The 25,816-nt window shown below is 35.6% G+C and carries 20 protein-coding genes; 7 read left to right on the top strand and 13 right to left on the bottom strand.

From position 1 onward, the window contains the following. Positions 1-102: 102 nt before the first annotated feature. Positions 103-354, top strand: a complete 252-nt coding sequence (gene rpsT / locus ACODST_RS18095) for a 30S ribosomal protein S20 (RefSeq protein WP_012026903.1) — start codon at positions 103-105, stop codon at positions 352-354. 248 nt (positions 355-602) lie between these two features. On the opposite strand, the gene ACODST_RS18090 is transcribed toward rpsT, so the two are convergent. Both ACODST_RS18090 and ACODST_RS18085 read right to left on the bottom strand, forming a co-directional pair. Continuing rightward, a complete protein-coding gene (locus ACODST_RS18090; protein ID WP_488933504.1) occupies positions 603-1,019 on the bottom strand; it encodes a response regulator in 417 nt (138 codons plus the stop codon). A 5-nt stretch (positions 1,020-1,024) separates the two neighbouring features. Beyond that, on the bottom strand, positions 1,025-2,680 hold the full coding sequence (locus tag ACODST_RS18085; RefSeq protein WP_488933503.1) for a PAS domain-containing sensor histidine kinase: 1,656 nt from the start codon (positions 2,678-2,680) through the stop codon (positions 1,025-1,027). A gap of 222 nt (positions 2,681-2,902) precedes the next feature. Here ACODST_RS18085 and typA point away from each other — a divergent pair, with 222 nt between their 5' ends. Continuing rightward, complete coding sequence (gene typA, locus ACODST_RS18080) at positions 2,903-4,699, top strand: translational GTPase TypA (protein ID WP_488933502.1); 1,797 nt, start codon at positions 2,903-2,905, stop codon at positions 4,697-4,699. Positions 4,700-4,857: 158 nt separating this feature from the next. On the opposite strand, the gene ACODST_RS18075 is transcribed toward typA, so the two are convergent. The 4 genes from ACODST_RS18075 to ACODST_RS18060 form a co-directional block, all read right to left on the bottom strand. After that, positions 4,858-5,280, bottom strand: a complete 423-nt coding sequence (locus ACODST_RS18075; protein WP_488933501.1) for a DUF2141 domain-containing protein — start codon at positions 5,278-5,280, stop codon at positions 4,858-4,860. Positions 5,281-5,394: 114 nt separating this feature from the next. Next, positions 5,395-7,677 carry a T9SS type B sorting domain-containing protein gene (locus ACODST_RS18070; RefSeq protein WP_488933500.1) on the bottom strand — a complete coding sequence of 761 codons (2,283 nt, stop codon included), beginning with the start codon at positions 7,675-7,677 and terminating at the stop codon, positions 5,395-5,397. A 72-nt stretch (positions 7,678-7,749) separates the two neighbouring features. Beyond that, entirely contained in the window at positions 7,750-8,586 is an 837-nt protein-coding gene (locus tag ACODST_RS18065) for an ABC transporter permease (protein ID WP_488933499.1), read from the bottom strand. Positions 8,587-8,593: 7 nt separating this feature from the next. Continuing rightward, a complete protein-coding gene (locus tag ACODST_RS18060) occupies positions 8,594-9,502 on the bottom strand; it encodes an ABC transporter ATP-binding protein (protein ID WP_488933498.1) in 909 nt (302 codons plus the stop codon). Positions 9,503-9,610: 108 nt separating this feature from the next. On the opposite strand from ACODST_RS18060, the gene ACODST_RS18055 reads away from it, so the two are divergent. Both ACODST_RS18055 and ACODST_RS18050 read left to right on the top strand, forming a co-directional pair. Further along, the gene (locus ACODST_RS18055) at positions 9,611-10,663 is read left to right on the top strand and encodes a hypothetical protein (protein WP_488933497.1); all 1,053 of its coding nucleotides are present in this window, start codon (positions 9,611-9,613) and stop codon (positions 10,661-10,663) included. A 167-nt stretch (positions 10,664-10,830) separates the two neighbouring features. Next, a complete protein-coding gene (locus tag ACODST_RS18050) occupies positions 10,831-11,697 on the top strand; it encodes an SdiA-regulated domain-containing protein (RefSeq protein WP_488933496.1) in 867 nt (288 codons plus the stop codon). A gap of 104 nt (positions 11,698-11,801) precedes the next feature. On the opposite strand, the gene ACODST_RS18045 is transcribed toward ACODST_RS18050, so the two are convergent. After that, positions 11,802-15,533: a metallophosphoesterase gene (locus tag ACODST_RS18045; protein ID WP_488933495.1), complete on the bottom strand. Its 3,732-nt coding sequence runs from the start codon at positions 15,531-15,533 to the stop codon at positions 11,802-11,804. A gap of 26 nt (positions 15,534-15,559) precedes the next feature. Here ACODST_RS18045 and ACODST_RS18040 point away from each other — a divergent pair, with 26 nt between their 5' ends. Further along, complete coding sequence (locus tag ACODST_RS18040) at positions 15,560-16,738, top strand: Pycsar system effector family protein (protein ID WP_488933494.1); 1,179 nt, start codon at positions 15,560-15,562, stop codon at positions 16,736-16,738. 599 nt (positions 16,739-17,337) lie between these two features. Here ACODST_RS18040 and ACODST_RS18035 read toward each other — a convergent pair. Continuing rightward, positions 17,338-19,707, bottom strand: a complete 2,370-nt coding sequence (locus ACODST_RS18035; RefSeq protein ID WP_488933493.1) for a GAF domain-containing protein — start codon at positions 19,705-19,707, stop codon at positions 17,338-17,340. Between the two features lie 232 nt (positions 19,708-19,939). Between ACODST_RS18035 and ACODST_RS18030 the strand changes: the two genes are divergently transcribed. Both ACODST_RS18030 and ACODST_RS18025 read left to right on the top strand, forming a co-directional pair. Next, positions 19,940-20,692, top strand: coding sequence for an SDR family oxidoreductase (locus ACODST_RS18030; RefSeq protein WP_488933492.1), 753 nt, complete (start codon positions 19,940-19,942; stop codon positions 20,690-20,692). 74 nt (positions 20,693-20,766) lie between these two features. Then, entirely contained in the window at positions 20,767-21,348 is a 582-nt protein-coding gene (locus ACODST_RS18025; protein WP_488933491.1) for a TetR/AcrR family transcriptional regulator, read from the top strand. A gap of 87 nt (positions 21,349-21,435) precedes the next feature. Here ACODST_RS18025 and ACODST_RS18020 read toward each other — a convergent pair whose 3' ends face one another. The 5 genes from ACODST_RS18020 to ACODST_RS18000 form a co-directional block, all read right to left on the bottom strand. Beyond that, complete coding sequence (locus ACODST_RS18020; RefSeq protein ID WP_488933490.1) at positions 21,436-22,494, bottom strand: nucleoid-associated protein; 1,059 nt, start codon at positions 22,492-22,494, stop codon at positions 21,436-21,438. 44 nt (positions 22,495-22,538) lie between these two features. Beyond that, complete coding sequence (locus ACODST_RS18015; protein ID WP_488933489.1) at positions 22,539-22,898, bottom strand: four helix bundle protein; 360 nt, start codon at positions 22,896-22,898, stop codon at positions 22,539-22,541. A 95-nt stretch (positions 22,899-22,993) separates the two neighbouring features. Continuing rightward, a complete protein-coding gene (locus ACODST_RS18010; protein ID WP_488933488.1) occupies positions 22,994-23,536 on the bottom strand; it encodes an IS1096 element passenger TnpR family protein in 543 nt (180 codons plus the stop codon). 121 nt (positions 23,537-23,657) lie between these two features. After that, positions 23,658-24,257, bottom strand: coding sequence for an HPP family protein (locus ACODST_RS18005; RefSeq protein WP_488933487.1), 600 nt, complete (start codon positions 24,255-24,257; stop codon positions 23,658-23,660). A gap of 84 nt (positions 24,258-24,341) precedes the next feature. Beyond that, entirely contained in the window at positions 24,342-25,619 is a 1,278-nt protein-coding gene (locus tag ACODST_RS18000) for a chloride channel protein (protein WP_488933486.1), read from the bottom strand. Between the last annotated feature and the right edge of the window lie 197 nt (positions 25,620-25,816).

Raw genomic sequence — 25,816 nt, 5'->3', positions numbered from 1 at the left:
TATTTTATTAGTTAAAACCAAAGTGATTGTTTTGCAATTGTGGGAGGTTTTTCTTTTTTAACTAGTATTTATAATAATTATTACATCTAAAATTAAAAGAAAATGGCAAATCATAAGTCAGCATTAAAAAGAATCAGAAGTAACGAAAAGAGAAGAGTTCTTAACAGATATCAGCATAAAACTACTCGTAATGCTATCAAAGCATTAAGATTAGCTACTGATAAATCTGATGCTGCTGCTAAATTATCTACTGTAATCTCTATGATTGATAAATTAGCTAAAAAGAACATCATTCATGATAATAAAGCTTCTAACCTGAAGTCTAAATTAACTAAACATGTTGCTAAATTGTAGTAAGTACAATTTGTAGATATATAAAAGTCCTCTTTAAGAGGATTTTTTTTTGTTTATACTCATAGGTTAAAATTCCAAATCCCAAATTCCAAATCCCAAATTCCAAATCCCAAATTCCAAATCCCAAATTCCAAACTCCAAATCCCAAACTCCATTCAAACTCCAAATTTTAAAAAATAGTAAATACAGGTGATTAAGCACCTGCAGCTGTGTGTCAGTGGAATTTAAAATTTGGAATTTAATTTTTTCTAAATTATTCCTATTTTCTTTTTAAGATATTCCAGCATTGCCTGTGTGATTGGTTTGGACAGGAAATCAATTATTATAGGATATTTTTTGGCTTTAGCTAAATCTTCAGGATCAATTGTTGAAGACAATACAATGACTTTGGCAGTGTTAAATTCGGCGTAATCTTCAGATGTAAAATGATCTAAAAATTCCCATCCGCCCATAATCGGCATGTTCAGGTCAAGAAAAATAAGTTCCGGCTTTTTGTTGTCCTTGTTTTTGCTGTTGGTGTATTTTAAAGTATTGAAATGCTGTAATGCCTCTTCGCCGTTTTGAGCGGTAATGATTTCATGGGCAAATGAAGATTTTGAAATTACTTTCTTGCATAACATTAAGGTAATAGGATCGTCGTCAATGCATAAAATCTGCTCAAGCATATAGGTTAATTTTTAAATGTTATGGTAAATGTGGTGCCTTTGTTAACTTCACTTTCAATACTGATAGTTCCTCCCATGGTCTCTACCTGAGATTTTACAAGATACAAACCTAGTCCTTTGCTGTCCGGGTAATTGTGAAATCGTTGATAGAGTCCGAAAACTTTATCTTTATTCCTTTCCAGATCAATTCCAATACCGTTGTCTTTAAACGTAAGCACTGCCAGATTGTCTACTTGTTCAGCTGTAATTGATATTTTTAATTTTCTGTCTTCTGATTTGTATTTAATAGAATTAGTCAGTAAATTAAGTAAAATACTTTCAATATAAGCTTTGTTTGTGTTTAAAAGCGGAACTTTATCAAATTTTAGTTTGATTATAGGTTTGTGCAGTTCTATTTGAAAAGACAGCTGGCTGAAAACATTTTCAAAAACTTCTTTCAGTGAAACCTCTTCTTTCTGCATCGAAGGGTTGTCCTTAATAATGATAACCTTTACAAGGTCATTGATCGTTTCGTTTAGTAAATGGGTAGATTTAGTAAAACCGGTCAGAATTTCTTCGAGTTCTTCGTTTTCAATTGGAATATCCTCAATAAGATTTAAAAGTCCGATTAAATTGGATAACGGAGCACGAAGATTGTGTGAGGTTATATAGGAGAATTGTTTTAAATCTTTATTGTTCTGCGTCAGTTCCCTGATTAAATGTTCTTTTTCGGTTTCCAGTTTCTTTTCGTCAGTAATGTCTCTTTGAATCGAAATCCAGTGGGTAATGACACCTTCGTTATTAAAAATGGGAATCATGGCAAAGCGAACCCAGTATTCCTCTTTTGTTTTGGTATACGTAATGGTTTCAATGACACATTCTTCTTCATTTTTGATAGCCCGTAACAGTTTTTTCAACTCTTCAGAATCGGAGTTAGGACCTTTAAAGATATTGGTAGACTTTCCGATTATTTCATTCGACTGATATCCTGACATTTGGGAAAATGCCGGGTTTACATATACAATTCGGGGTATTTTACGGTCTTCAGAATTGGCTTCGGTAATTAAAATAGAATCTTTAGACTGTGTAATCACGGTTTCCAGAAGTTTTAATCGCTGTTCTTCTTCTTTTTGTTTAGTGATGTCCTGAATGGCTCCAATCATTCTGATGGCTCTTCCTTTTTCATCTTTTAATAAAAATCCGCGGTCAAGAACATATTTGTAGGTTCCATCAGCACATCTAAAACGGTATTGATCCTGCCATTTTTCTGTTTTTTGCTCTATAAAAGAGTAGAGTTTAATAGACATTCTTATACTGTCTTCAGGATGGATTTTGTCAAACCACCATTTTGAAGTTTTGCCCACTTCCTGTGGGTCATAACCAAAAACACCCTCAATTCCCTTATTCCAGTTTATTTTATCTTCCTGGATTTTCCAGTCCCAGATAGTGTCGCTGGTTGCTTTTGCAACGATATCATACTTTTCATTTGACTCTTTTATTTCTTCGTTTGTCTTTTTTAATTTTTTAAAAACAGAAGAATTTTTGCTTTCATTTGTTGTTAAGATATATCTGAAAATAACGGCACTTATGATGATGAATAATACGTCTTTGAGGAAGAATAAATACGAGTACTGAGGTTGAAAAAAGCGGCTGGTGAGTAAATTATAGCATACTATAGCCATAATTAGCGATATGATAACGTAAACGAGAGTAATTTTGAGAGTTTTACTTTTCATCAATCAAATATAGTTAAATTAACTATAACTAAACAATAAGAAAAGTCCAATTTGGAGGCTAAATTAACGCTGGAATAATGAACTAATTGATTGTATATACGCAAACTATGGAAGAAACATTTTTTTTTACAAAATAAAGTGTACTTTTGCACCCATTAAAAATCACAAATGGAATCTATTAGAAATATTGCAATTATTGCCCACGTCGATCACGGTAAGACCACTTTGGTTGATAAAATTATGTATCACTGTCAATTATTTCGTGAAAACGAAAACACAGGTGATTTAATTCTTGATAATAACGATTTAGAGCGTGAGAGAGGTATTACTATTACTTCAAAAAACGTTTCAGTTCAGTACAAAGGAACTAAAATCAATATTATCGACACTCCTGGCCACGCCGATTTTGGAGGTGAAGTAGAACGTGTATTGAACATGGCCGATGGTGTATGTTTACTAGTGGATGCTTTTGAAGGACCAATGCCGCAAACGCGTTTCGTATTACAAAAAGCGATTGACTTAGGTCTTAAGCCTTGTGTAGTTATTAATAAGGTGGATAAAGAAAACTGTACTCCTGAAGAAGTTCACGAAAAAGTTTTTGACTTAATGTTTGAATTAGGTGCTACTGAAGAGCAGTTAGATTTCCCGGCTGTTTATGGTTCTGCTAAAAACAACTGGATGTCTGATGACTGGAAAAACCAAACAGAAAACATCGAGCCTTTATTAGACATGGTTATTGCTAACGTTCCGGCTCCTAAAGTTTCTGAAGGAACTCCTCAAATGTTGATTACATCTTTGGATTTCTCTTCTTTTACAGGCCGTATCGCTATCGGACGTCTTGAAAGAGGTACTTTGAAAGAAGGGATGCCAATTTCTTTAGTAAAAAGAGATGGTAAAATCATTAAATCCAGAATTAAAGAATTACACACTTTTGAAGGTTTAGGCCGTAGAAAAGTGGAAGAAGTTGTTGCAGGAGATATTTGTGCTGTTGTAGGTATTGAAGGTTTCGAAATTGGTGATACTATTGCTGACTTCGAAAATCCGGAAGCTTTACAAACTATTGCGATTGATGAGCCAACAATGTCTATGTTGTTTACCATTAACGATTCTCCTTTCTTTGGTAAAGAAGGTAAATTCGTTACTTCTCGTCATATCCGTGAAAGATTAACAAAAGAGCTGGAGAAAAACTTGGCGATGAAAGTGGGAGAAACAGATTCTGCTGATAAATTCATGGTTTTTGGTCGTGGTGTATTGCACTTATCTGTTCTTATCGAAACCATGAGAAGAGAAGGGTACGAGCTTCAAATTGGTCAGCCGCAAGTTATCATCAAAGAAGTTGATGGTGTTAAATGTGAGCCAATTGAAGAATTAACGATTGATTTACCAGAAAATCTTTCAGGTAGAGCGGTTGAATTCGTAACGATCCGTAAAGGAGAAATGCTTTCTATGGAAGGTAAAGGGGAGCGTATGATCATTAAATTCAACATTCCATCCCGTGGAATTATCGGATTAAGAAATCAATTGCTTACAGCTACTGCTGGTGAGGCTATCATGGCACACCGTTTTATTGGATACGAACCATACAAAGGAGAAATTCCTGGACGTAACAATGGTTCGTTAATTTCTATGGAAAACGGAAAAGCTATTCCTTACTCTATCGATAAATTACAGGATCGTGGTAAATTCTTCGTTGATCCTAACGAGGATATCTACGAAGGACAAGTTATTGGAGAAAATACTCGCAGCGACGATATGACGGTTAACGTTACTAAAACGAAAAAACTTTCTAACGTACGTTCTTCAGGAGCTGATGATAAAGCCAGAATTATTCCGGCTATCAAATTCTCATTAGAAGAAGCTTTAGAGTACATTCAAAAAGATGAATACGTTGAAGTTACTCCAAAATCTTTACGTTTAAGAAAAATCTACTTAAGCGAAACAGATAGAAAAAGATTTAAAATCTAATACATTTTAAATTTCAATATAAAAAATCCCAAATTCCCCCGAAGTCTCGGGACTGGAGTTTGGGATTCTTTTTTTTGATTAAGACTGGTTTTGCTGTATTTGTTTTGAAAGCATTATTATTCTGAATACAGCTTAATAAGTTGTTTATACTTTTACTCTTAATGAGAATCGTTCATTTTGATACTTATTTTAGAATCAGGAGAAGTAATAGAGAATTTGGCATCTTCATATTTAGGAGGTCCCATAAATCCTTTTGCGTTATTAGAGCAGGCTACCGCTTCTTTAGGCATTCCTATGAAATACTTGTCCAGTTTACCATTACTGTTTTTATCATGATATACTAAAACCGTGTATTCTCCTGTTGGAAGTCCTGTAAAAGTAACCGAAGCAGTGTTTGATTTTATAACAGATGAACCCGTTTTGTAAGCTTTTTTTAGATAGTTTTCTTTAGAATTGTATATTTCGGCTATTAATACTCCCGTGTTGTCTTTTAAATGTGAAACGTTTATAGTGAGATTCGAGTTTTGCGTAAAGCCTAAACTGCTGAAAGACAGTAAGGCTGCAATGAAAAATTTTACCATGATTATTAAGTTTGATTGTTTTAATGAGTAGGTTAAATGTAAAAAAAGAAATTCGGATGAGACACAAACAGATCAAAAGATATAGTAGCTGAGGATATACTTTATATCTTTTTTTTATCTTTTTAAACTAAAGTGTCCTTTTACATTTTTACCGTCTGCAAAAATCAACGTAAACCAGTAATCATCAGAAGGCAGCTGCTGGCCGTTAAAAATTCCGTTCCAGCCCGGGCTGTTTTGAGTCATTTGTTTTAAGAGTTTTCCATAGCGGTCAAAAATACTCACGGTATAATTAGGGAGCTGGCCGCTCGTGTCCTGAATGGTCCATAAATCAGTATGGCCGTCTCCGTTTGGAGTGAAAAATCTGGGGTAATCTAATACATATACCAAAAACGTATTCGAAAAACCGCACTCATTTTTATCCTTGGCTATTGCATTATACATTCCGGTGGCGACTCTGGTAAATAAAGGCTCGTCCTGAAATGTCCGGCCGTCTAATGAAAATTCATAATTGCCGGAACCGGTATACTGCAGTAAAACAGAATTGTCATTTCCGGAAAAGTCTTTAATAAGAGCATTTGTTATTACAGCAGGTTCGGATAAAAGGACTTTAAAGTTTTTTGTTTTGTCACATCCGTTTGCATCTTTTACTGTTACCGAATAATCGCCCGGAGTTGTAATTAATGTAGTGTTAGTCGTATCTCCGTTGCTCCATTGATAATCACTGAAACCGGCAGCAACAGTTAAAGTAATTTCATCATTGAGGCATAAATACGTGGTTTCGTCTTCAAAATTAGGAGGGTCAAAAGTATGTACAACCAGTTCAACAGGAACAATGTCATAACAATCAGGACCATTTACGATTCTTCCGTAAATAGTTTGGCTGTACGCTGTTGTATTATTGAAAAGATTAGGGAGCTGATTAGTTTCGGTTACAGCATCAGTGGCAGTATTGTAATAAGTAACAATCAGTCCGGCAGGAAGTCCTGAAAGTAACTGTAGCGTTACCTCTTCAAGGTTGAACTGGGAAAAACCATCCTGATTTTCATCTTCATCACAAGTATTTACAGGAGCCGGATTTGTAATGGAGGTGTTTGCGATCTGCAATGTTACTTCGGCAATTTTATAACAGCCAAATCCATTTTCCAGACGGCTGTATACAATCTGATCTGCTGATTTATTGGTATAATGTTCAGGATCTGCAATCTTATTGGTTTTATTTTGGGCATTGGCTCTTGTTTCATAATAGCCTTCATTCACAATAAAAGTGTTATTGTTTTTTACGATGTTATTGGCTTTGTTTAAGTTAAAAATAGTGAACCCGTCCGTATTGTCATCACATTGTACCAAAGTGCTGTTAGTAGAAAGGATCTCCGGAGCATATTCGATTTTTATTTCGCCCGATAATATACAGGTTGTGCCTGTAAGAGTGGCTTCAACCCTGTAATTTCCGGAATTTAGAACCTGATAAATAGAATTTGTACCCAGAATAACCGAAGGATCTTCTTTTTTAAACCATTTAAAAGTATAAGCGGCAGGATCAAGATTTGTGTCAAGGTCAATTTTTTCCCCAAAACAGGCAGGATTGTCTGTGGCCGCCGTACGGTCTTCACCCAAAAGGATTTTGGAAGCAAAACTTCCGGCATCCAAAAATATAGCCGATTCCAGGTGTGTGTTCTGATCGTCTGCGATTACCAGTTTTACATGATAGGTTTTTCCTGCGGTTACATCTGTGCGGGCAGTCATTACTACCGTTTGTCCGGCATAGTTTACGGCACTTGTATTGGAATTTATTCCGTTAAAATATACCGTGTTGGAAGCGTCGCATCCTGGATAAGTAATACCGCCGGGTCTGGTTCCCGGGTCAATTTTAGGACGAATGTTAATAGAAGAGACCGGTGCCGTGGTATTGGGTAAAACCGCCAGATTTTTATAGGGATCAGCGGTTCCGGCTTCTTTGATTAAAAAAGCAAACCCGTCTGAATAATGACAGGGATAGTCATACTGGTATTCATTGGAAGCAAAAATATAATCAAAACTCAGTGCATTGGCCGAAGCTGTAAAATCAAATTCAAGTACTGTTGCATTGACAGAACGAATGCCTAAGATCTGGTCCAGATCGCTGTCGCCCCGCCAGTTTTGACTGTCACTGCTGGTAAGCTGACTAACAAAAGGCCCAATGGCGCTCTGAGCCGTTGAAGAAGCGAGAACAATACCTTCTTCAAAAGGAAAATTACTTCCGTTTCGGTTAAAATAGGCAAAGCTTTGCCTGCCTGGTCTAAAAGTGTCTCCCGTTCCGGTTGAATTGGAAGCAGCAGCGCATGAACTATTAACTAAAATATCTTCTATGAGCTGCTGTGGTGTTTTCTGATCGTCGATACTAATAACCTGAGCCTCCATTTTAAAAAATGAAAAGCCTGAAAGGAGGAGGATTAAAAAAACTTTTGTCTGATTCATAGTATAACAAATATACTATAAATCCCGATTTTTTAATAGTTTGTAAGAAAAGTATATGAATAAAAATGTCCAGACCAAAACAATGAAAATAGACAAATAGTGTACATCGTAATCTTTAGTATTCTGAACCCCTATCTGATTTCCGATATTTCGTATAACTGATAAACGGGTAAAAGGCTCAATAATTAGATTAGACATGGCTTCTAATGGAAAAAATTGTATAATGGTATCACCAGTTTTGCTGTCAGGAAAAACTTTGAATACCAAAAAAGCTTTTGCGATACCTTCCAGGATACTCCAGACCAGTAAAAAACCCAAGGCAAAAGCAGAACGTTTAACTAAAATTCCAAGGAACAAACAGAACGAAAAGAATCCCATAAGTTTTACAAAAAAGGCCAGCAAATAATCCAGATCCATAACAATTACATCCAGTTCTGTATAAGATGAAAAACTTAAACCCAGAAGAAGACTCATTACAAAAATGAAAAGAGTAGAACATAAAGCAAAAAGCACAACCGTTAAAAATTTAGATAAAACGAATTCTTTTTTACTTAAACCATCAATCAGATTTTGTTTTAAAGTCCCGTAACTGTATTCATTGGCCATCATGGAAACAATGACAATTGCCAGAAAAAATTTAAGCAGTGCCGCAATATAAGTATTGAAATGCCAGATAAACGGAAAATTAAAAATTCCTATTTCGGCCAGATGGAATTTAAAAACACCCAGATCAAATTTAATAGACGCTATAAGGGCAATAAAGGAAAGCAATACAAAATAGGTAATGGTCAGAATTCGGCTGGCTTTATTTTTCCAGATTTTCTGCAATTCTATAGAGATAAGTCGGTTCATGATTTCGTTAGATTTTTGGATTGGCGTTTCGGGTTAATTCTAAAAACTGGGCTTCCAGACTGGTTTTACGTTTTAATAAATGGTTTAGAACAATGTTTCTGGAAAATAAAAAGCGGTTTAGTTCTGCGGCGGCTAAATCTGTTTTCAGATATACCAGAACTTTTCCTTCTTCGTCTTTACATTCGCGAACAGCCGGATGTTCACTTAATACTGATTTTAGCAGGGTATTATCATCAGAAGAAATTTCGAAGTATCCTTCATTAGACGACATACCGTCTACAGAACCCGAATATAAAACTTCTCCTTTTCGTAAAACGACGACATGGCTGCAAACTTTTTCAACTTCATCGAGTAAATGAGAAGCCAGAAGAATGGTGGTTCCGTGTGAGGCAATTTCTTTGATAATATCCCTGATCTGGTGAATTCCCTGCGGATCCAGTCCGTTTGTGGGTTCATCGAGAATTAATATTTCAGGATCGTTTAAAAGTGCTGATGCTATGGCTAGACGCTGTTTCATTCCCAATGAAAAGGTACTGAATTTGGAATTTTTCCTTTCTAATAATCCCACAAGCTCCAGTTTTTCCTGGATTTTAGAATAATCGATGCTTTTAATTTTACAGACTAATTTCAGGTTTTCTTCGGCCGTCATATACGGGTAAAAGTTCGGGCGTTCGATAATGGCACCTACTTTTTTTAGAGCCTCATGGGTTTGTACGTTACCGTCAAACCATTTGTAATCGCCGGATGTTTTATTGACTACATTGAGAACAATTCCCAGTGTGGTTGATTTTCCGCTTCCGTTTGGGCCCAGTATTCCGTAAACATGGCCTTTTTGTATGCTGAAAGATACATTTTTGAGTGCCTGAATACGGCCGTATCTTTTGCTTAGGTTTTCAATAGTAAGTATGGTTTCCAAATTTATTTAGGTTTTAGTTTTTTAGTAAGACGATGCAGTCTGTATATTGTTACGTCAAATTTATTTTTATCCTTATATTCCTGTAAATTTGTAATAAAGATATTCAAAATGAGCGAACCTTTAATGGTTTTAAAAAAACCGTCGTATCCTTTAACACAGCCGCTTCTAAGTTACCTGGACCGATTTGAACGTATTTCGAAAGTTTCGATATTTTACGATGATTTACTGCGTTTTTCGGGTTCGGTCAATGTGTATGATAAAAATGATACGGATACTTTATGGATCAGGGTATATTACAGTGAGTTCGAAAGAAGTGAAATCGACCTGAACCTCAAAAAAATATATTCACTGCTGCATTCTGACGGAAACAGTGAAATTATCCAGTATCTTAATGTGGATGCTATCGATTACTGTACTTTTGGTAATTCAAAACCTTTCCGGATTAAAGTAAGAAATATTCTAAATGACAATTATGTTCATTTTTATATTAAAAAAGCAGATGCTTCCCGAATTTACGGCCTTGAATTAGAAGATATACTGTCACCGGACAAAATTAATTTTCTGGTGTATAATGATACTCTGATTGAAGAACACATTATCGGGATTCCGGGCGATGTTTTTATGGATACTTTACTGGATAAATGTACCGAAATGGAAAAAGCCCAGATTGCCAAAGAGTTTGTCAAATTTAACGAACGCTGCATGATTAGGCTTTTGGGGGATATGAGGGCTTATAATTATGTCATTGTGCCTATTCATGATTTCGATCAGGTGGTTTATAAAATACGCCCGATCGATTTTGATCAGCAGTGTTATGAAGGGAATTTTAAGGTATACCGCCCGCAGTTTTTCAAAGAAAATTTTCCTATGATTCAGCTCATTAAAGAAAAACTCGAAGAACGTTCGATTATTCAGTATAAAGATGAAGAACGGGCGATTCTGGCCAAACGGATACATTCAGCCGAAACCCGAATCAGAAAACTGCTGAACATTATGTGTCATGATACTATTTCAACAGAAGAACATCTCAATCAGTTAAAAATGGAATTGTACCGGTATACCAATGATATGAAGTTTAAAAATGCCCGTTCGATGGGACATATCATGCATGCCGCATTTGAATTTATTACCCGTAATTTTAAAAACACTAACTTAGTTTAAAAGTTAAACCATATAAGTAATATAAGTTTATAAAGCTAAAGCATGAGTTTTCTGGTGTTTCTTGTTTTTGATAAATACAGAATTAGTTTAAAAGTTAAACCATATAAGTAATATAAGTTCATAAAGCAGAACTTAAATTTCTTTATATGGTAAAAAAAAATAATCTTATGAAAAAACCTTTTCTAATAGCCGTTTCTATTGTTTTATTGGCCTGCCAGCAGCAGTCCGGCACGCAGTTAAAAACATTGTATTCACTTCCCAAAAAATTGAAGGAAGTTTCGGGAATTACGTATTTTCCGGAAACGAAAACACTTTATACGCTTGAAGACAGCGGAAATAAAAATGCCATTTATGCCCTTAATTCCAAAGGAAAACTAGAAAAGACTATTACTATTTCGAATGCATCAAATATAGACTGGGAAGATATTACCAAAGATAAAGCAGGAAATATCTATATTGGGGATTTTGGTAATAACGATAACGAACGCAGGGATTTGTGTATTTACAAAGTAGCCAAAAATCAGTTAAACAGGGAGTCAGCTTCTGCAGAATATAAAATTTCTTTTTCCTATCCGGAACAGACTGAGTTTCCACCAAAGAAAAAGGAAATGTTTTATGATGTAGAAGGTTTTTTTGAACACGGAGGTTACTTTTATCTATTTACCAAAAACCGAAGTAAAGGTTTTGACGGAACGGCCTTTATTTATAAAATTAAAAATGCTGCAGGAAAACAGAAAGCGGTAAGAATAGGGGAGTTTAAAACCTGCGATAATTATAATCATTGTGTTTTAACCAGTGCTGCTATCAGTCCTGACGGAAAAAAAGTAGTACTGCTGAGCCATGATAAACTTGTTTTGTTTAAAGATTTTAAAGGAGATGCTTTCCATAAAGGAACACAAACCGAAATAAACCTGAATCACTTCTCTCAAAAAGAAGCCGTAGTTTTTAAAGACAACAATACGGTACTGATAGCCGATGAAAAAGCCAATAAAACCGGAGGAAATGTATATGAATTTAAGCTGCTAAGCCACTAAGATTCCAAGACACAAGGAAAAAGAAGTCGTAAACTCACTAATTATTTAGTGAGTTTACGACTTCTTTTTGTCAAAATTGGAAAAAACCTTAGAACCTTAGCCTTTTAAAAGCTGTAGGCAGCTCCAAAAATTACCCTTCCTATTTCGTCAGGCGATTTAAAATACGATATTCTGGCTGTTAACACGTTAATAGCATTTAACCAGAGTCCGCCGCCGTAATCCTGATGCCATTTTTTAGAATTTTCACCGTCAAGCCAAACCCTTCCGTAATCAAAACCGCCCAGGATTCCGTACGTAAATGGAGCAATGGTTTTTCTGATACGGCCCAGGCTTAAACGTAAATCTGAACTTTGAGAGAAATACGAATTTCCTAAAAAGCGTTCGTTTCTAAATCCGCGTAGATCCGTATCACCTCCCAAAGAAGCTCCCTGATAAAATTCATAATTATTGTTCAAAATCGCTTTTCCTTTCAGATAAGTCGCTAAAACCAGTTTTCCGTCTTTGTCAATTCGGTGTGTAAAACCTAAAATACTTTCCAGAGTTGGGAAATTTTTCTTCGTTTCATCCAGATTGGCGGTCCAGGTTCCGGCAATCATAAAATACATTCCTAATGTAGGTTTAGCAGCAAAATCAGAGTTTTTGAAAAGGTATTTTACTTTCAGGCTTCCATAATTCTGACTGTTAAATACTTCCGGATTTACAATATTTGGAAGGTCAATAAAACGATTGTCTGTTTCTTCAACCGTCATTCTCTGGAAGATAGGTGAAATACTGAATTCACTTCCGTAACGTCCCACATGTCTGATGGCTCCGGAGGCATTAAATTTTCGGATTCGGACACGGTTGTAATCCATTCCCAGATCATCATCATACTGAGCCTCATTTCCGTAACCAAAATAGTTCATGGCAAAATTTGGCGTAGTGTATAACGATTCAACATCAATAACCCATTTTCCTAATAAACCCGGGAAATGTGCCGCATAGTTAAATTCGAGACCGCCTGTGGCAAAGTAATAGAAAGCATTTACTACATGTCTTTGGGTATACGGATTTTGTTTAAAATTATTTACAGTATAATTAAGGTTAACGCCCACTTTTACACCATCATCAGGGTTGAATCCAATATTAGGCAGACCCGAAACCACATTGTACTTTGGTTTTTCATAATTGTACAGGTTAACATCATAATCGTCTGTTAACTGTTTCTGGGTTTTCGAATCTAAATTATAAGTGTTCTCTTTTGATTTGAAATCGTAAACAATAACCTTTCGTCCGTTTTCGATGTTATACGTATCATTGTTCTGACCGCCTATCAGACGAATTTTAATTTTAGATTTAGAAGTTCCTTTTACTTCAAAAATATCATTATCATCTAAACCGTAAATCCATAAATTTTTGGTGCGGGCATCGCTGACTGTTTTGGTATATTGTAATTCATCGCCTTCTTTTTTAACTCTATAAACCTGAATTTCGATGGTTTTATCAGCATTATGATTCAGAACAAATTTGTCTTTTTTATCCGTTCCGGCCATCATAACCGTTCTGCTTAAAACATCGGAATAACGTACGGCCGCTTTTTGAAGCTCTTTTTTTCTGTTTTTCAGCTTGCGGATAATTTCATCAACGGTTTCGTCCTGAACTTCTTTCGGCATATTTTTAAAAGCATTTTCAATGTCCTGGTCCGATAAATTGTCCTGAATATATTTGGCCTGTTCTACCCAGTCTTTTTGGTCAGCCGTTTTCAGGAAAGCCAGATCCATAGGATAAGGTTCACGGCTCAGCCATTTTACGTTACCAATTTTGTCCTTAAAAGTTCTCATGTGGCGTAAGGCCGGGATATTCATTAAAATAGAAAGTAAAGCTCCGTCATATTTTACAAAGGCCTGATCACGGTCCCGCGGAATAGGTTTGTAAATCACTTTTCCGTCCTTTTTAAATTCAGCCCAGCGCCACTGGTCACTGTGGCGGTCCCAGTCACCAATTAAAATATCAAACAAACGGGCTTTTATGTATTCTTTTTCATCTACGGCATATTTTTCATCTTTATGCAGATTCATCATCAGATCATCGGTGCCGATTATATTGTCCGGATTTCCAAAGTTTTTGCCGTCTAAATGATTGTCCGCCGGTCTTTCTTCAACCATGTATAACTGATCTCCAAACCCGGCATTAAATTCTCCTAAACCATTTTGTCTCGGAATATAATACAGGATCGGATTGGTATGAAGCAGTCCAATTTTATCTGACATACCGCCAATGGCATAGGGCGCATAGGGATGCGAAGTGGTATAAAAATCAAATAAAAAACTTTCGGTATACGTATCTTCAAAATCATTAACAACATACTGGTCTTTAAAAGCGACGGACTGTAAAAATACAGTAGCGCTTTTTTTCATACCGCGCATTACATATTCACGACCTTTTGGATCAGACATTCTTAAGGAAACAGACTGATGTCCGCCGCCTTCACGAATTGGTTTCAGACCGCCTTTTAAAGTATCTACTGCTGCTACTTTTGCTTCAATAGGCATACTGTAATATTTACGATAATGCTGTCCGAATAAAAATTGATGGAACCAGCTTTTATCCGTCATTTTTGGTGAATAAATAGAAGTGGTGATTTTGGAAGGAAAGTTATTCGGAATATCAGCAGCCCAGTTAATTTCTTTGGCTTTTATGATTTCACGCTCAAAAAGCAGTTTCTCTTTGTTGTTTTCATTTCCGTAAAAAGAAACCTTGGCATCGCCGCTTTTAAATAAAGTTAGTGTGGCATACCCGTTCCCGCCATAAGAAAAATCATTTTCGTTTATTGCCCTTGCCGCTTCAGATTTTGAACCGGCACCGCTGATAATCTGCTGAATGTTTTCTTTGCTTATGTACTGCAGGTTATGATCATGACCCGAAACGACAATTACATTTTTTTGTTTTTGAAGCAGTGTTTTAATTCGTTTGGCGTAAATTGTATATTGTTTGTTTTGAAGGTCCTGCGGACTTACTCCTGAGGTTTTACGCAATAAATTAATAAAAGAGCCAATTACCGGAAGCGGGATTTTTTTCTCTAACGGGAATAATTGTTTCTCTAATGAAAATTGTCCGCCATGAGTTCCGTTGCTCAGCAGCGGATGATGAATAGCCAGAACCACTGTTTTCTCCTGGTTTTTATTTAAAATACTTTCCAGTTCATCAAAAAAGGCTTCTCTTGTTTTAATATCGCAGTTATCATTAATAGTCGGGTGATCGTCCCAGTCTTCCAGGAACCATTCGCTGTCTATAGTTACTAACGTTGTGATACTATCAATTTTAACATCTTCGATGGGACAGGTTTTCCTCGGCAGAAATGCTTTTTTGTCGTCTAAATGTTTGGTTACAAAATCAGCCTGGCGTTCCAGTCCTTTAATTCCGCTGTACCAGTCATGATTGCCGGGAATAAAAATGGTTTTTCCCTTATAACCTTTAGCAAGTTTCAACTGATTTTTGAGTTTGGTTTCTGCGAGCGATCTGTCTTCCGCATTTTTATCAGCCGGAAAACCTTTCGGGTAGATGTTATCTCCCAGAAAAAGAAGGGTCGACTTTTTATTTGCTTTTTTCAGCCTCTGGTGCAGTAATTCGAGTGTCTGCTGTGCCTGCTCTTCATCAGCATTTCCGGCATCTCCGACAAGATAAAAAGTGTGGGCAATTTTTATAGTATCTGTTGCGTTTTCTGTTTCGTTGGCACTCACATTTTTTCCGTACTGCGCCTGATGTGTGGCACAGGAATACATGATAAGCAGTGTTATGATTGCTATTGAAAAGTTTTTAATCTTAGCAATAAAATGATTATCCAAAAACAATTTCATAATTTAGTGGTATAAAAATTTTCTTTATGAATTTAATAGAACAATCCGAGGATTTCGTCAGTAATTTACTCAAAGATAAACTTTCTAATTTATATTCTTACCATAATTTTAACCATACTTTCACAGTGGTTACAGCGGTAAAAGAGCTTTGTAAAAAAGAAGATGTCGAAGATGATGATAAAGAGGCACTTCTGGTTGCAGCCTGGTTTCATGATACAGGATATATTCACGGTTACGAAGACCACGAAGGTAAGAGTGTAAAAATTGCAGCTGATTTTTTGAAAGAAAAAGGGAAGTCAGAAAAATTCATCGGACTTGTTTCCAGTCTGATTTTGGCTACAGCCAAAGAATATCAGCCTAAAACGCTTCTGGAAAAGATTATTAAAGATGCCGACTATGCGCATTTGATGGGAACAGAATATGTGACAACCTGCGAATTACTGCGTTTAGAGCTTAAGAATACCGGAATTGTTAGTTTTACTAATGCGGAATGGACCAAAGAAAATCTGAATTTTTTATTAAACAAACATCGTTTTTATACGGATTATGCTTTAAGAAAATGGCAGCCCCTTAAAGAGAAAAACCTGCTGTTGATTCAGAAAAAAATTAACAAACAGGAACTGAAAGCAGCGGAAACTCTGGAGAAAGAAAGTAAGAAGAATGAGAAAATCGAAAAACCGGACCGGGGAGTTGATACTTTATTTCGTGTGACTCTGGGAAATCATACCCGTTTAAGCGGTATTGCCGATAGTAAAGCGAATATTCTGCTGTCTGTAAATGCTATTATTATTTCGATTGCTCTTTCGACTATTATTCCAAAATTAGACAGTCCGAAAAATGCGCACCTGGTTGTGCCTACTTTTATTATGCTGATGTCGAGTGTAATTACGATCATTTTTGCCATTCTCTCGACAAGACCTAAAGTAACTTCGGGAGTTTTTACAAGGGAAGATATCGAAAACAAAAAAATCAATTTGCTGTTTTTTGGAAATTTCTATAAAATGCCTTTGGAAGAATACGACTGGGCGATGAATGAAATGATGAAAGACCGTGATTATTTGTATTCGAACATGATCAAAGACTTGTATTATCTGGGACTGGTTCTGCAGCGAAAGTATAATTTGCTTAGAATTGCGTATAACCTTTTTATGTTTGGGATTATTATAACCGTAATTGCCTTTGTGATCGCTTTTAAATCTATTTAGAAAATATCTTAAACTCAACACGAATTTTACGGATTCGCTTTGCGAAGATGCAGATTTGAACGGATTTTATATATAAAGTTTTTATTGAAACACATAGAAACATAGGATTTTTAGTTTGCTGAATAAGATTGTCTAAAGAAACTAGTTTCTAACACATAGCAGTCTATGTTTGTTTAAATAAGTAAAACGCCTTTTTTTAAGTTTCTGTATCTATGTTTCTATGTGTTTAGAAAAAAGCGTCATTGTTTAGGTGAAAAGTTTGGGATCATTATTACGACAATTGCTTTTAAAATTATTTAGAAAATACCTTAAATTGTACGCGGATTGAAACTGATTTTACATTTATAAAGTTTTTTATTGAAACACATAGAAACATAGGCTTCTAGTTTACTGAATAAGAATATATAAAAAAACTAGTTTCTAACACATAGCAGTCTATGTTTGTTTAAATAAGTAAAACGCTTTTTTTAAGTTTCTGTATCTATGTTTCTATGTGTTTAGAAAAAAAACTTCACTGTTTAGTTGAAACTTTCGGCATTATTATGCTAATCGACTTTGTGATTGCTTTTAAATCAATTAAGATAAAAAAAGCTCAACGTTTAGTTGAGCTCATCTAATAAATCCTGGTAGGTGATTTTTTTTGCTTTTGAAGTGTTGGTATTGTTGATTACCTTGACACGAATCGCTTTTAAACCGGAAACACCCTGAAGGTCTTCTACTTCAAATTGTTCAATTGAAGGTTCCAGTATTTTTTTATGCTGTAAATATTTAATGTATTTTAAGTATTCCGCTTCTTCACTGTTTTGAGAATATACGATTGTAATTTTCTCTTTTTCGGTAATACGTTCGTTTGTACCTTTAATGTGCGATTTATCAATTCGTTTTTTCACGACTTCATATCTTGCATTATAAGTTCCGTCAACATCAAAACGTTTTTCATCCATTCTGAAACGGATAGAAAGAGGCGAACTGAAAACCAGAATCAGTGAAGTAACATCCAGTTCATACGGAAGTGACTCTTTAAGCTGGTGGTGTTCCAGTTCCATTTCGCACAAAGTCTGCAGCTGCCATAAACGCAGGTTGTGCAGGTACATAATGTCGAAAGGTTTGGCTGGCGAAATTGAGGCACCAATGTATAAATTATGCTCTACACCATCTGTTTTAAAACGTTCGTAATAGTGTGGATAAATCTGCTGTGCTTCAATTTGTTTTTTATCCAGAACCGATGCCAGTTTTTTGTTGATAATCGACATGGCATTGTCAAATTTCTTTCTTTCCTGATAAAACATTCCGGTTTTTTCGTCCAGGCTCTCAAAATACAATTCTTCTAACTTTTCGTTTTTAGCATTGCTTTTGGTATTTTTCAGGATTGGATGAATTTCTTCTTCAATATAGCGCTGAATATGCTGTTCCATATCGGCTTTTAATGGCTGATCCAGTTCACTTCTAAGGGATTCCAATTCGAATTTTCGCTGTTCTAAAAGTACGAGGTTAGAATTAGGATCCTGATTGTCGAAAATTTCCAAAAGGGCGGTAAGCTGGTTTTTTAAATCAATTTTTACCGTTTCATTTCGGTGCTCCGATGAACTTTTGATATCAATTTGTCCATATAGCGGAAATACATTTTTAAACACAATTTCCTTAAAAATATAATCTTTGGTATGATTTATATTTTGAAAGTAGTTTTGCGATTCTTTTCGGAACTTCCAGTAAACACTCGGATGTATTGTGGTATATTCACGCTGGATAATCGCCTCAATCTGATGCTGCATATCCGTGTTATAACGGTCAATGGTGTCTGTTAAATAAGGTAAAACCAGTTCCAGTTTTGTAGCATTGACGCTGTTCAGGTCTCTTGGGTTTTCAGATACCAGTTCTACAATTCCCAATAAATGGTCGTCTTTGATCACCGGAGCGAAAACACAGCTTTCAATACCCTGTTTCAACAAATGTTCTCCAAGCTTTTTATTCGAAGATTCCTCGATGAATTTTTTAACGTTCGAAATAACAAACGGTTCTTTATTGTCCAGAAGATTTTCAAACGAACAGCCAAAGAAAGCATTTTTACAATCTACTTCCTGATCTGATTTCAAAAGGTAACTTTCCATGTGACTATCAAACTTTATAGGTCTGATAAACTTTTCTTCTTCCGGATTGTAGATGATAAAGCCTACTTTTAAAGTTGGGATTTTAAAAATAGATCTAAAGATATTTTCAACAATATCCGTTGAGGTTACCTGTTTATTATCCGGTTTTAAGAGATTGCTTTTTAAAGTCGAAATGGCACTTTCTGTAGTGGCATCAAATAAGGAAACAATTCCAAAGCCTTTTAAAATCCAGCTTCCCGGAGGGAATGTAGATTTCCATAAAGCGATATCATTATAATTATCAATCAGCTGGTCAATATCGTCCTGAGAAAGTTCTACTGATTTTTCAGTTGGAATAATTTCCATAAAATCAGCATTGTACATAATGCGATAATGTCTTTCTACACCTTCTTCGTCAGGAATATCGTAAAAGAAAGGTTTACTGAAATCAATATTCTGATGGTAATGGTAAGCCAGAATTAAACAACAGTTGTTTACGTAAAACTGATGATCGTCGAAATCACGGATTTCCATATAAAATTCATCTCCGGCATTACGCAGAATTTTTTTAAAACGTTCTGTGTAATTAAAAGAGATGTTCTGAAAAGGAATAGTGATGGCTTTTATTTCATTGTGGGTCAGAGCTGTCGGGAATAAGTCGGCAGCAATGTTTTTAATAAGTGCTTCGTTTTGTCTAATGGTGCTCAGGTTGCGTATTCCGGTTCTGAATTCCGGAAAAGCTTCTACTTCTTTTAAAATAGCCTTGGCATAATTAGATCGGTAATCAACATCGGATAAAGCAATTTCTTCAAAAGATTCAATTAATTTATGAAATGAGATTATAGTTTCGAAAGGACTTTCTTTTGGTATATGTCGATCCATTTTGGTAATTTTTTTAAGATACAAAATTAAGCATAAATTAAGAATCCCCGACATTTTATCATTTCTTTCCTCTATGGACAGATAGAGGAAAACCCTTGTAAACCGAGATGTTTTGGCAGTAATTAATTGTTTTTAACAAAAAATTAACTATTTAAATAACGGAACGATCGTTCCGTTATTGTATCTTTGTACCATAATAATTGAATAATCAATAACTTAAATAGTAAATAAAATGAAAAATTTAGAAAACAAAATCGCTATAGTAACCGGAGGGAACAGCGGAATAGGGTATGCAGCAGCAGCTGAATTAGTATCAAAAGGTGCAAAAGTAATTGTAACCGGAAGAAACAAAGAAGCTTTAGTGAAAGCGGAAACAGAATTAGGAGTTACGGGAATTGCGGCAGACCAGTCAGATTTAAAATCAATTGATCATTTAGTGGAAGAAGTAAAAGAAAAATTCGGAAAAATTGATATTGTATTCCTAAACGCCGGAATTGCGGCTTTTGCTCCGGTAGATTCAGCTTCAGAAGAGCATTATGACAGTATCATGAATGTGAACGTAAAAGGAGTATATTTTACGGTTCAGAAAGTATTACCAATTTTAAATGAAGGCGGTTCTATTATTTTTAATACTTCAGTAAATGCTCAGTTAGGTATGCCGGGTTCCAGTGTCTACGGAGCAAGTAAAGCAGCCGTTTTATCTTTAAACAGAATTTTTGCCGCTGAATTAGCAGGAAGAAAAATCAGAGTCAATGCCGTTTCTCCTGGCCCAATTGAAACCCCTTTATATGGTAAAGTAGGTTTAGAAAAAGAAGAAGTAGAAGGTTTGGGCGCTGCTTTAGGCGAAAAGATTTTACTGAAACGTTTTGGACAGGCTGCTGAGGTTGCTAAAGCAATTGCTTTTCTGGCTTCAGATGATTCTTCATTCATTACAGGAACGGAGATTGTGATCGATGGCGGACTTACTGTGAATACAGTATTGTAATTTTTTTTGATCAATTCAGGAACGATTGTTCCGTTAAATTGGTATCTTTGTAAGCGAAACTTTAATTGGATGTCATGGCTAGAACTAAGGAATTTAATGAAGATCAGGCTTTGGATAAAGCTATTGAAATTTTTTGGCACAAAGGATATAACGGAACGTCTGCCCAGGATCTGGTAACGCATTTGGGCTTAAGCCGATCGAGTTTATATGATACTTTTGGCGATAAGCAAAAACTGTTTGCCAAAGCCTTGAAAAAGTATCACGAGGAGAATTATATCAAAATAAAAGAGATTCTGGAAACAGCTGCCGATATAAAAGAAACGCTGACAATAATCTTTAAGCTGGCCGTTATAGAAAGTCTGGAAGACCGGATTACCAAAGGTTGTTTTATGGTAAATTCTGCTGTTGAACTGGCAATGCATGATCCTGAAATTGCGCAGATAGTAAGCGACAACCGCAGGATTATGGAAGAAGTATTTTATACAGCGGTTAAAAAAGGGCAGGAGTCTGGTCAGATTGCTGTAAAACTGGATGCCCGTACACTGGCCCGTTTTGTTTTTAACAATTATTCGGGGATCAGGGTTCTGGCCCGGGCGGGAGAAAAAGACAAAAAAGTGTATGATGATATTCTCAAAGCAATGTTTGCTTTGTTTTAGAAAGATTCAGGTTAATAAAAAATGGCAGTTACAAATCGTAACTGCCATTTTTTGTTTAGTAAGTAAGTAATAGAAAATGAACGACTCTTAGCTTTTTTCTTCTTTATTGAAATACACTAAGTAGTAATACATTTGCTTTTCTTCATCCCAGCCTTTTTCAACAAATTTTTCGGCACTTTCAGGGTTAATGAAATCCATTTTAATCTGAATGTGAGTATCCAGATTGATTACGTTTTTAATCGATTTTCTGGCATCAGAAACGGCTGCGTTGGCAATTGGGAATGAGGTTACATCTTCGATGCTGTATTTTTCTCCTTTATCTACTTTGTAGTTTTTGAATTCAGGAATTAAGTCCGGATTGTCTATTACTTCATTCAGGAAGTTTTGTTCTTCAAACTGATCATTTTTAGCGAAATAGTTCACAGAACGGTTCATGAACATGACTTCCTCTTTCTTATCTTCAGCCGGCAGAACTACATCTTTGGCAAAGTTCTGGCAGAATTTTAAATATTTTTTAGTGATGAAATTTTCATCTTCAAAAGCGTCTACAGATAAAAAGTGCTCTAACCAGTAACGGGCATCATAACGGTTGCTGTCTACTGTCAGGATTTTGTAGCCTTCTTCTTTTTTAAAGTTAAAAATTAAACATCCTTTATCCAGTTTGTTCAGGTTGATTCCCTGCTGCAGGATCATTTCAAGGTTACTGCCTTTTTCTTCAAACTGTAAAAAGTCAGCCTGTAACTCGCTTTTAAAAATTCCAATGGCATCTACCACATTGTTATCGATGCTCAGGTTGGTTAAATACGTTACATAAACCTCTCCGTTTTTAATGTGCGGATGATTAGACTGTTCAAATAAATGTTTGGTGATGTTTTTAGAAACCTCATGAACATTAGCCGGATTAGCAAAAATCTCAGTGGCATATTTAAACATATCGTTATAGTCCAGATCCACTTCGTGTGCAAACTGATAGTAGTTTTCTTCTTTTTCTCTAAAAGGCTTAAAAAAGAATTCTTTTATCAAAGGCACAATCTCATCGTTAAGATTAAAAGGCTGTTCTGATAAAAAAATCGCTTCGTTACGGCTTTTGTTTCCTACGCGGTGTATCGAAAGCGTTTCGATGTGGGTGTTGAAAAGGTTTATCATGGGTGTAAAGGTGCTGAGGTTCTAAGATGCTAAGGTACTAAGGTTTAGTTTCTTTCTTTAATTTTTTTTATAAAAGAAACCAACATTCTTTCTACTTCGCGACTGTCCTCATATAAGTTGTTAAAATCGTCTTCTTTTAAATAAGATATGTTTTTTGCAATTTCCAGCTGAGTCTGCATTTCAAATAATGATCCAACAGAAATATTCAAAAAGCGTAAAAGTTCTTTATCGCTTTCTCTGCCAAATCCTTCTGCAATATTACTTGGGATCGAAATTGAACTGCGTCTAATTTGTGAAGTTAATCCAAAGATTTCTTCCTTAGGAAAATTATTTGTTGAAAAATAAATTTTGGTTGTAAGGGCCATTGATTTTTGCCAGATAAGCAAGCTTCTAAAATTACTCATGTTCACTATTTTTAATTCGAAGAATTAAAAATAAGAAAAAACTTTCAAAATAAAAACCTTAGAACCTTAGCATCTCAGCACCTTAGCAACTTAGACTAATTCCAATTCTCCTCAAATCCGTAATCTTCAAAGCTGTCGTCGCCTTCGAACATGTCAAGATCGTCTTCGTCAAGATCATCTTCGAATTCTCCGTAGATATCGTCGTGCATATCATCGGCTTCGAAGTTTTTTTCGATTGCGTCTGCCGGCATTTCTCCATGAGAAAATAAAGTTTCAGGATAAGTGGCACCTACAGCTTCATCTTCGATGGCAGCCAGTTCTACTAAGAAAGTCCACATACTGATAAAATCGTAAACGTAGATAATCTTTGTATTTTCTTTGTCTAAGATACTGGATAACGGATAATCGTTCATGGTTCTAATCTCGCCCGGAACATCACCTGTATCAAAAAGAGGAATTTCGTCTTCCTGATTCCAGGTATCATCACAAGTATAGAATGAAGCCACTTCTGATCCGTCAAAACCAAAAGCATTAAAGATCGCATTGTGTAAGTCTTCAAGCGTATCCTCTTCAAGAATGGCGATGTCTCTGAAAATATCTTCTTCGGCGTCCAGAATTACTCTAAATTTATAAACCATAATCTTTGTTTTTATTGAGAGGTCAAAGGTAAAATATAAAAAACGAAATACGAATTGTGAATTACGATTTGTTGAAAAGATTTTAAAAAGCTGTTTTTCTGTTCTTTAAATCAAGAAGCTCTTATTTCCCTGTAAGCCTTTTTCTGATTTTATGGTAATGCTTATGATAGGTGCTGTGGCTTGGGTAACTTCTGCTGGAAGTCATATTGTTAAAAAGCAAAGCGGTTAACAGTAAAATCAAAACTCCGGTCAGTACTGGCGAAAGTACATACATATAACCTAAAGCTTTTACTTTTTCGGTTCCGATGACAGCGATCAGGGCCGTTGCACCTCCCGGCGGATGAAGTGTTTTGGTAATCTGCATTAAAATGATGGCAACAGAAACAGCCAGCGGAGCCGCTATATACATAACGTCAGGAACCAGTTTGTTAACGGTTACGCCTACAAGAGCAGAAAGTACATGTCCGCCCACTAAATTTCTCGGCTGCGAAAACGGACTCTGGATAATTCCGTAAACCAGCACACTCGAAGCTCCGAAAGAACCAATTAAATAAACAGCATCACTTCCTGAAAAATGCATGGACTGTACATAGGCCAAAATTCCAATTCCGACAAAAGACCCGAGAAACGACCAAAAATGTTCTTTATAATCTATTAAGGTTTCTTTATAAAGAATGTAACGTGTTTTGCGGTAGCTTCTTCTGATTTTTTGAACAGGCATAGTGTGTGGTATTATTTTGCGCGTTATGTTTTTAAATATATGCTGCTATAGATTATTGTTTTGTGTAATGATTATTGTTTAAGCTTATTTAATCAAACTTGGGGAATAACTGTATACGGTGTAAGGATAAATTGTTTTGGCCGTGTATTTTGAAATCAGACAAACGGCCAGGATTGGTAGAAATAAAGTGTAATCATTCGTTAATCCGCAGACTAAAAATATAGCGGTAAACGGAGCGTGAATACTGGCACTTAAAACGGCAGCCATTCCAATAATCATAAAATTAACCGGAATCACATTGACATGGAAAAAGGTATTTAAAACTGAAGCCAGTAATAATCCTAAAAAAGCTCCGATAAAAAGGCTTGGAGCAAAAACACCACCGTCGCCACCCGAAGCAAGAGTAATAGAGGTTACAATTGGTTTTAAAATTAAGATTCCAATAAAAGTCAGGGCCAGCGTTATGGTTAACGGAAGCTGACCTGAATTGCTGAAAATCCCTTTTATAGCATGATACCCTTCTCCGTACAATTGAGGGAAAAAGAAAAGTGAGATACTTAAAACCGCTGATCCAATAATGATTTTATAGTAGTGTCTGCTGATTTTTCCGAATTGCGATTTAATGAATAAAACGCATCTGGTAAGATAAACCGAATTCATTCCGGCTAAAATGCCCAGAAGAATAAAGTAGGGTATAGCTTTTAAATGCCAGGTGGTAACAGAAACGGCAAATAAAGGTTCTTCTTTTAAAATAGTAAGTAAACCAAATGCTATGGAAACCGCAATTAAATTGGAGATCACAAACGCACGCGTTACTTTTCTCGAAATAACTTCGAAGGCAAATAAAATACCTGCGACCGGACTGCTGAAAAGTGCTGTAATTCCGGCAGCAACTCCTGCACAGATTAACTCTGTTTTGTACTGACGAAAGACATTTTCTTTTTCGTGAGCAACAGAGCCAATTGTAGCTGTGGCTACTACGGTAGAAACTTCAATTCCGGTTGAACCTCCAAAAATAACAGTCAGTAATCCGTTTATAAAGTGAGATGGAATCTTATAAGAAGGCAGATTTTTTGAGGTCTGAGTACTTTCAAAAACTTCTTTGATGCCTTTGTTTTCTTTTTTCTTAAAAAGATACTGTCTTAAAAAATAAATAACTGATAGTCCGAAAACCGGAAAAACCATATAAAATAACGGATGAACTGAAACTTCGTGAAAGAAGATTTCTTCATAATATTCCGTTATTTTTTTGAGGGAAATTCCGAGGAAGGCCGAAAGAAAGCCAATTAAAACAGAAACGATAACTAATTTTCGGAATTTAATAAATTGATGATTTTTTTTGATTTGCGCCGTTTTATTCATCAGAAGTAAATTTGTAAATCGCTTTTTTTATGCGGATCACAAAATTAAGCATCAAATTCGGTTTTTTATAGAAAATCTTGAATTTAGTGTGTTAAAATCAGTATAAACAAGAAAATTCGTTCAGGAAGAGGTTCTGCTATAAAGACACGAAGGCACAAAGTTTTTTCTCATTTTTTTCTCATTTTTTCCCATTTGCC

It is taken from the genome of Flavobacterium sp. FG19, assembly GCF_057809475.1.
Note: the sequence above shows the minus strand (reverse complement) of the source record. Positions and strands in the feature narration are given on the sequence as shown.

Excerpts from the sequence above, each read along its gene's own strand:
- rpsT (WP_012026903.1), top strand. The coding sequence starts at position 103 with ATGGCAAATCATAAGTCAGCATTAAAAAGAATCAGAAGTAACGAAAAG.
- ACODST_RS18090 (WP_488933504.1), bottom strand. The coding sequence starts at position 1,019 with ATGCTTGAGCAGATTTTATGCATTGACGACGATCCTATTACCTTAATG.
- ACODST_RS18085 (WP_488933503.1), bottom strand. The coding sequence starts at position 2,680 with ATGGCTATAGTATGCTATAATTTACTCACCAGCCGCTTTTTTCAACCT.
- typA (WP_488933502.1), top strand. The coding sequence starts at position 2,903 with ATGGAATCTATTAGAAATATTGCAATTATTGCCCACGTCGATCACGGT.
- ACODST_RS18075 (WP_488933501.1), bottom strand. The coding sequence starts at position 5,280 with ATGGTAAAATTTTTCATTGCAGCCTTACTGTCTTTCAGCAGTTTAGGC.
- ACODST_RS18070 (WP_488933500.1), bottom strand. The coding sequence starts at position 7,677 with ATGGAGGCTCAGGTTATTAGTATCGACGATCAGAAAACACCACAGCAG.
- ACODST_RS18065 (WP_488933499.1), bottom strand. The coding sequence starts at position 8,586 with ATGAACCGACTTATCTCTATAGAATTGCAGAAAATCTGGAAAAATAAA.
- ACODST_RS18055 (WP_488933497.1), top strand. The coding sequence starts at position 9,611 with ATGAGCGAACCTTTAATGGTTTTAAAAAAACCGTCGTATCCTTTAACA.
- ACODST_RS18050 (WP_488933496.1), top strand. The coding sequence starts at position 10,831 with ATGAAAAAACCTTTTCTAATAGCCGTTTCTATTGTTTTATTGGCCTGC.
- ACODST_RS18045 (WP_488933495.1), bottom strand. The coding sequence starts at position 15,533 with ATGAAATTGTTTTTGGATAATCATTTTATTGCTAAGATTAAAAACTTT.
- ACODST_RS18040 (WP_488933494.1), top strand. The coding sequence starts at position 15,560 with ATGAATTTAATAGAACAATCCGAGGATTTCGTCAGTAATTTACTCAAA.
- ACODST_RS18035 (WP_488933493.1), bottom strand. The coding sequence starts at position 19,707 with ATGGATCGACATATACCAAAAGAAAGTCCTTTCGAAACTATAATCTCA.
- ACODST_RS18030 (WP_488933492.1), top strand. The coding sequence starts at position 19,940 with ATGAAAAATTTAGAAAACAAAATCGCTATAGTAACCGGAGGGAACAGC.
- ACODST_RS18025 (WP_488933491.1), top strand. The coding sequence starts at position 20,767 with ATGGCTAGAACTAAGGAATTTAATGAAGATCAGGCTTTGGATAAAGCT.
- ACODST_RS18020 (WP_488933490.1), bottom strand. The coding sequence starts at position 22,494 with ATGATAAACCTTTTCAACACCCACATCGAAACGCTTTCGATACACCGC.
- ACODST_RS18015 (WP_488933489.1), bottom strand. The coding sequence starts at position 22,898 with ATGAGTAATTTTAGAAGCTTGCTTATCTGGCAAAAATCAATGGCCCTT.
- ACODST_RS18010 (WP_488933488.1), bottom strand. The coding sequence starts at position 23,536 with ATGGTTTATAAATTTAGAGTAATTCTGGACGCCGAAGAAGATATTTTC.
- ACODST_RS18005 (WP_488933487.1), bottom strand. The coding sequence starts at position 24,257 with ATGCCTGTTCAAAAAATCAGAAGAAGCTACCGCAAAACACGTTACATT.
- ACODST_RS18000 (WP_488933486.1), bottom strand. The coding sequence starts at position 25,619 with ATGAATAAAACGGCGCAAATCAAAAAAAATCATCAATTTATTAAATTC.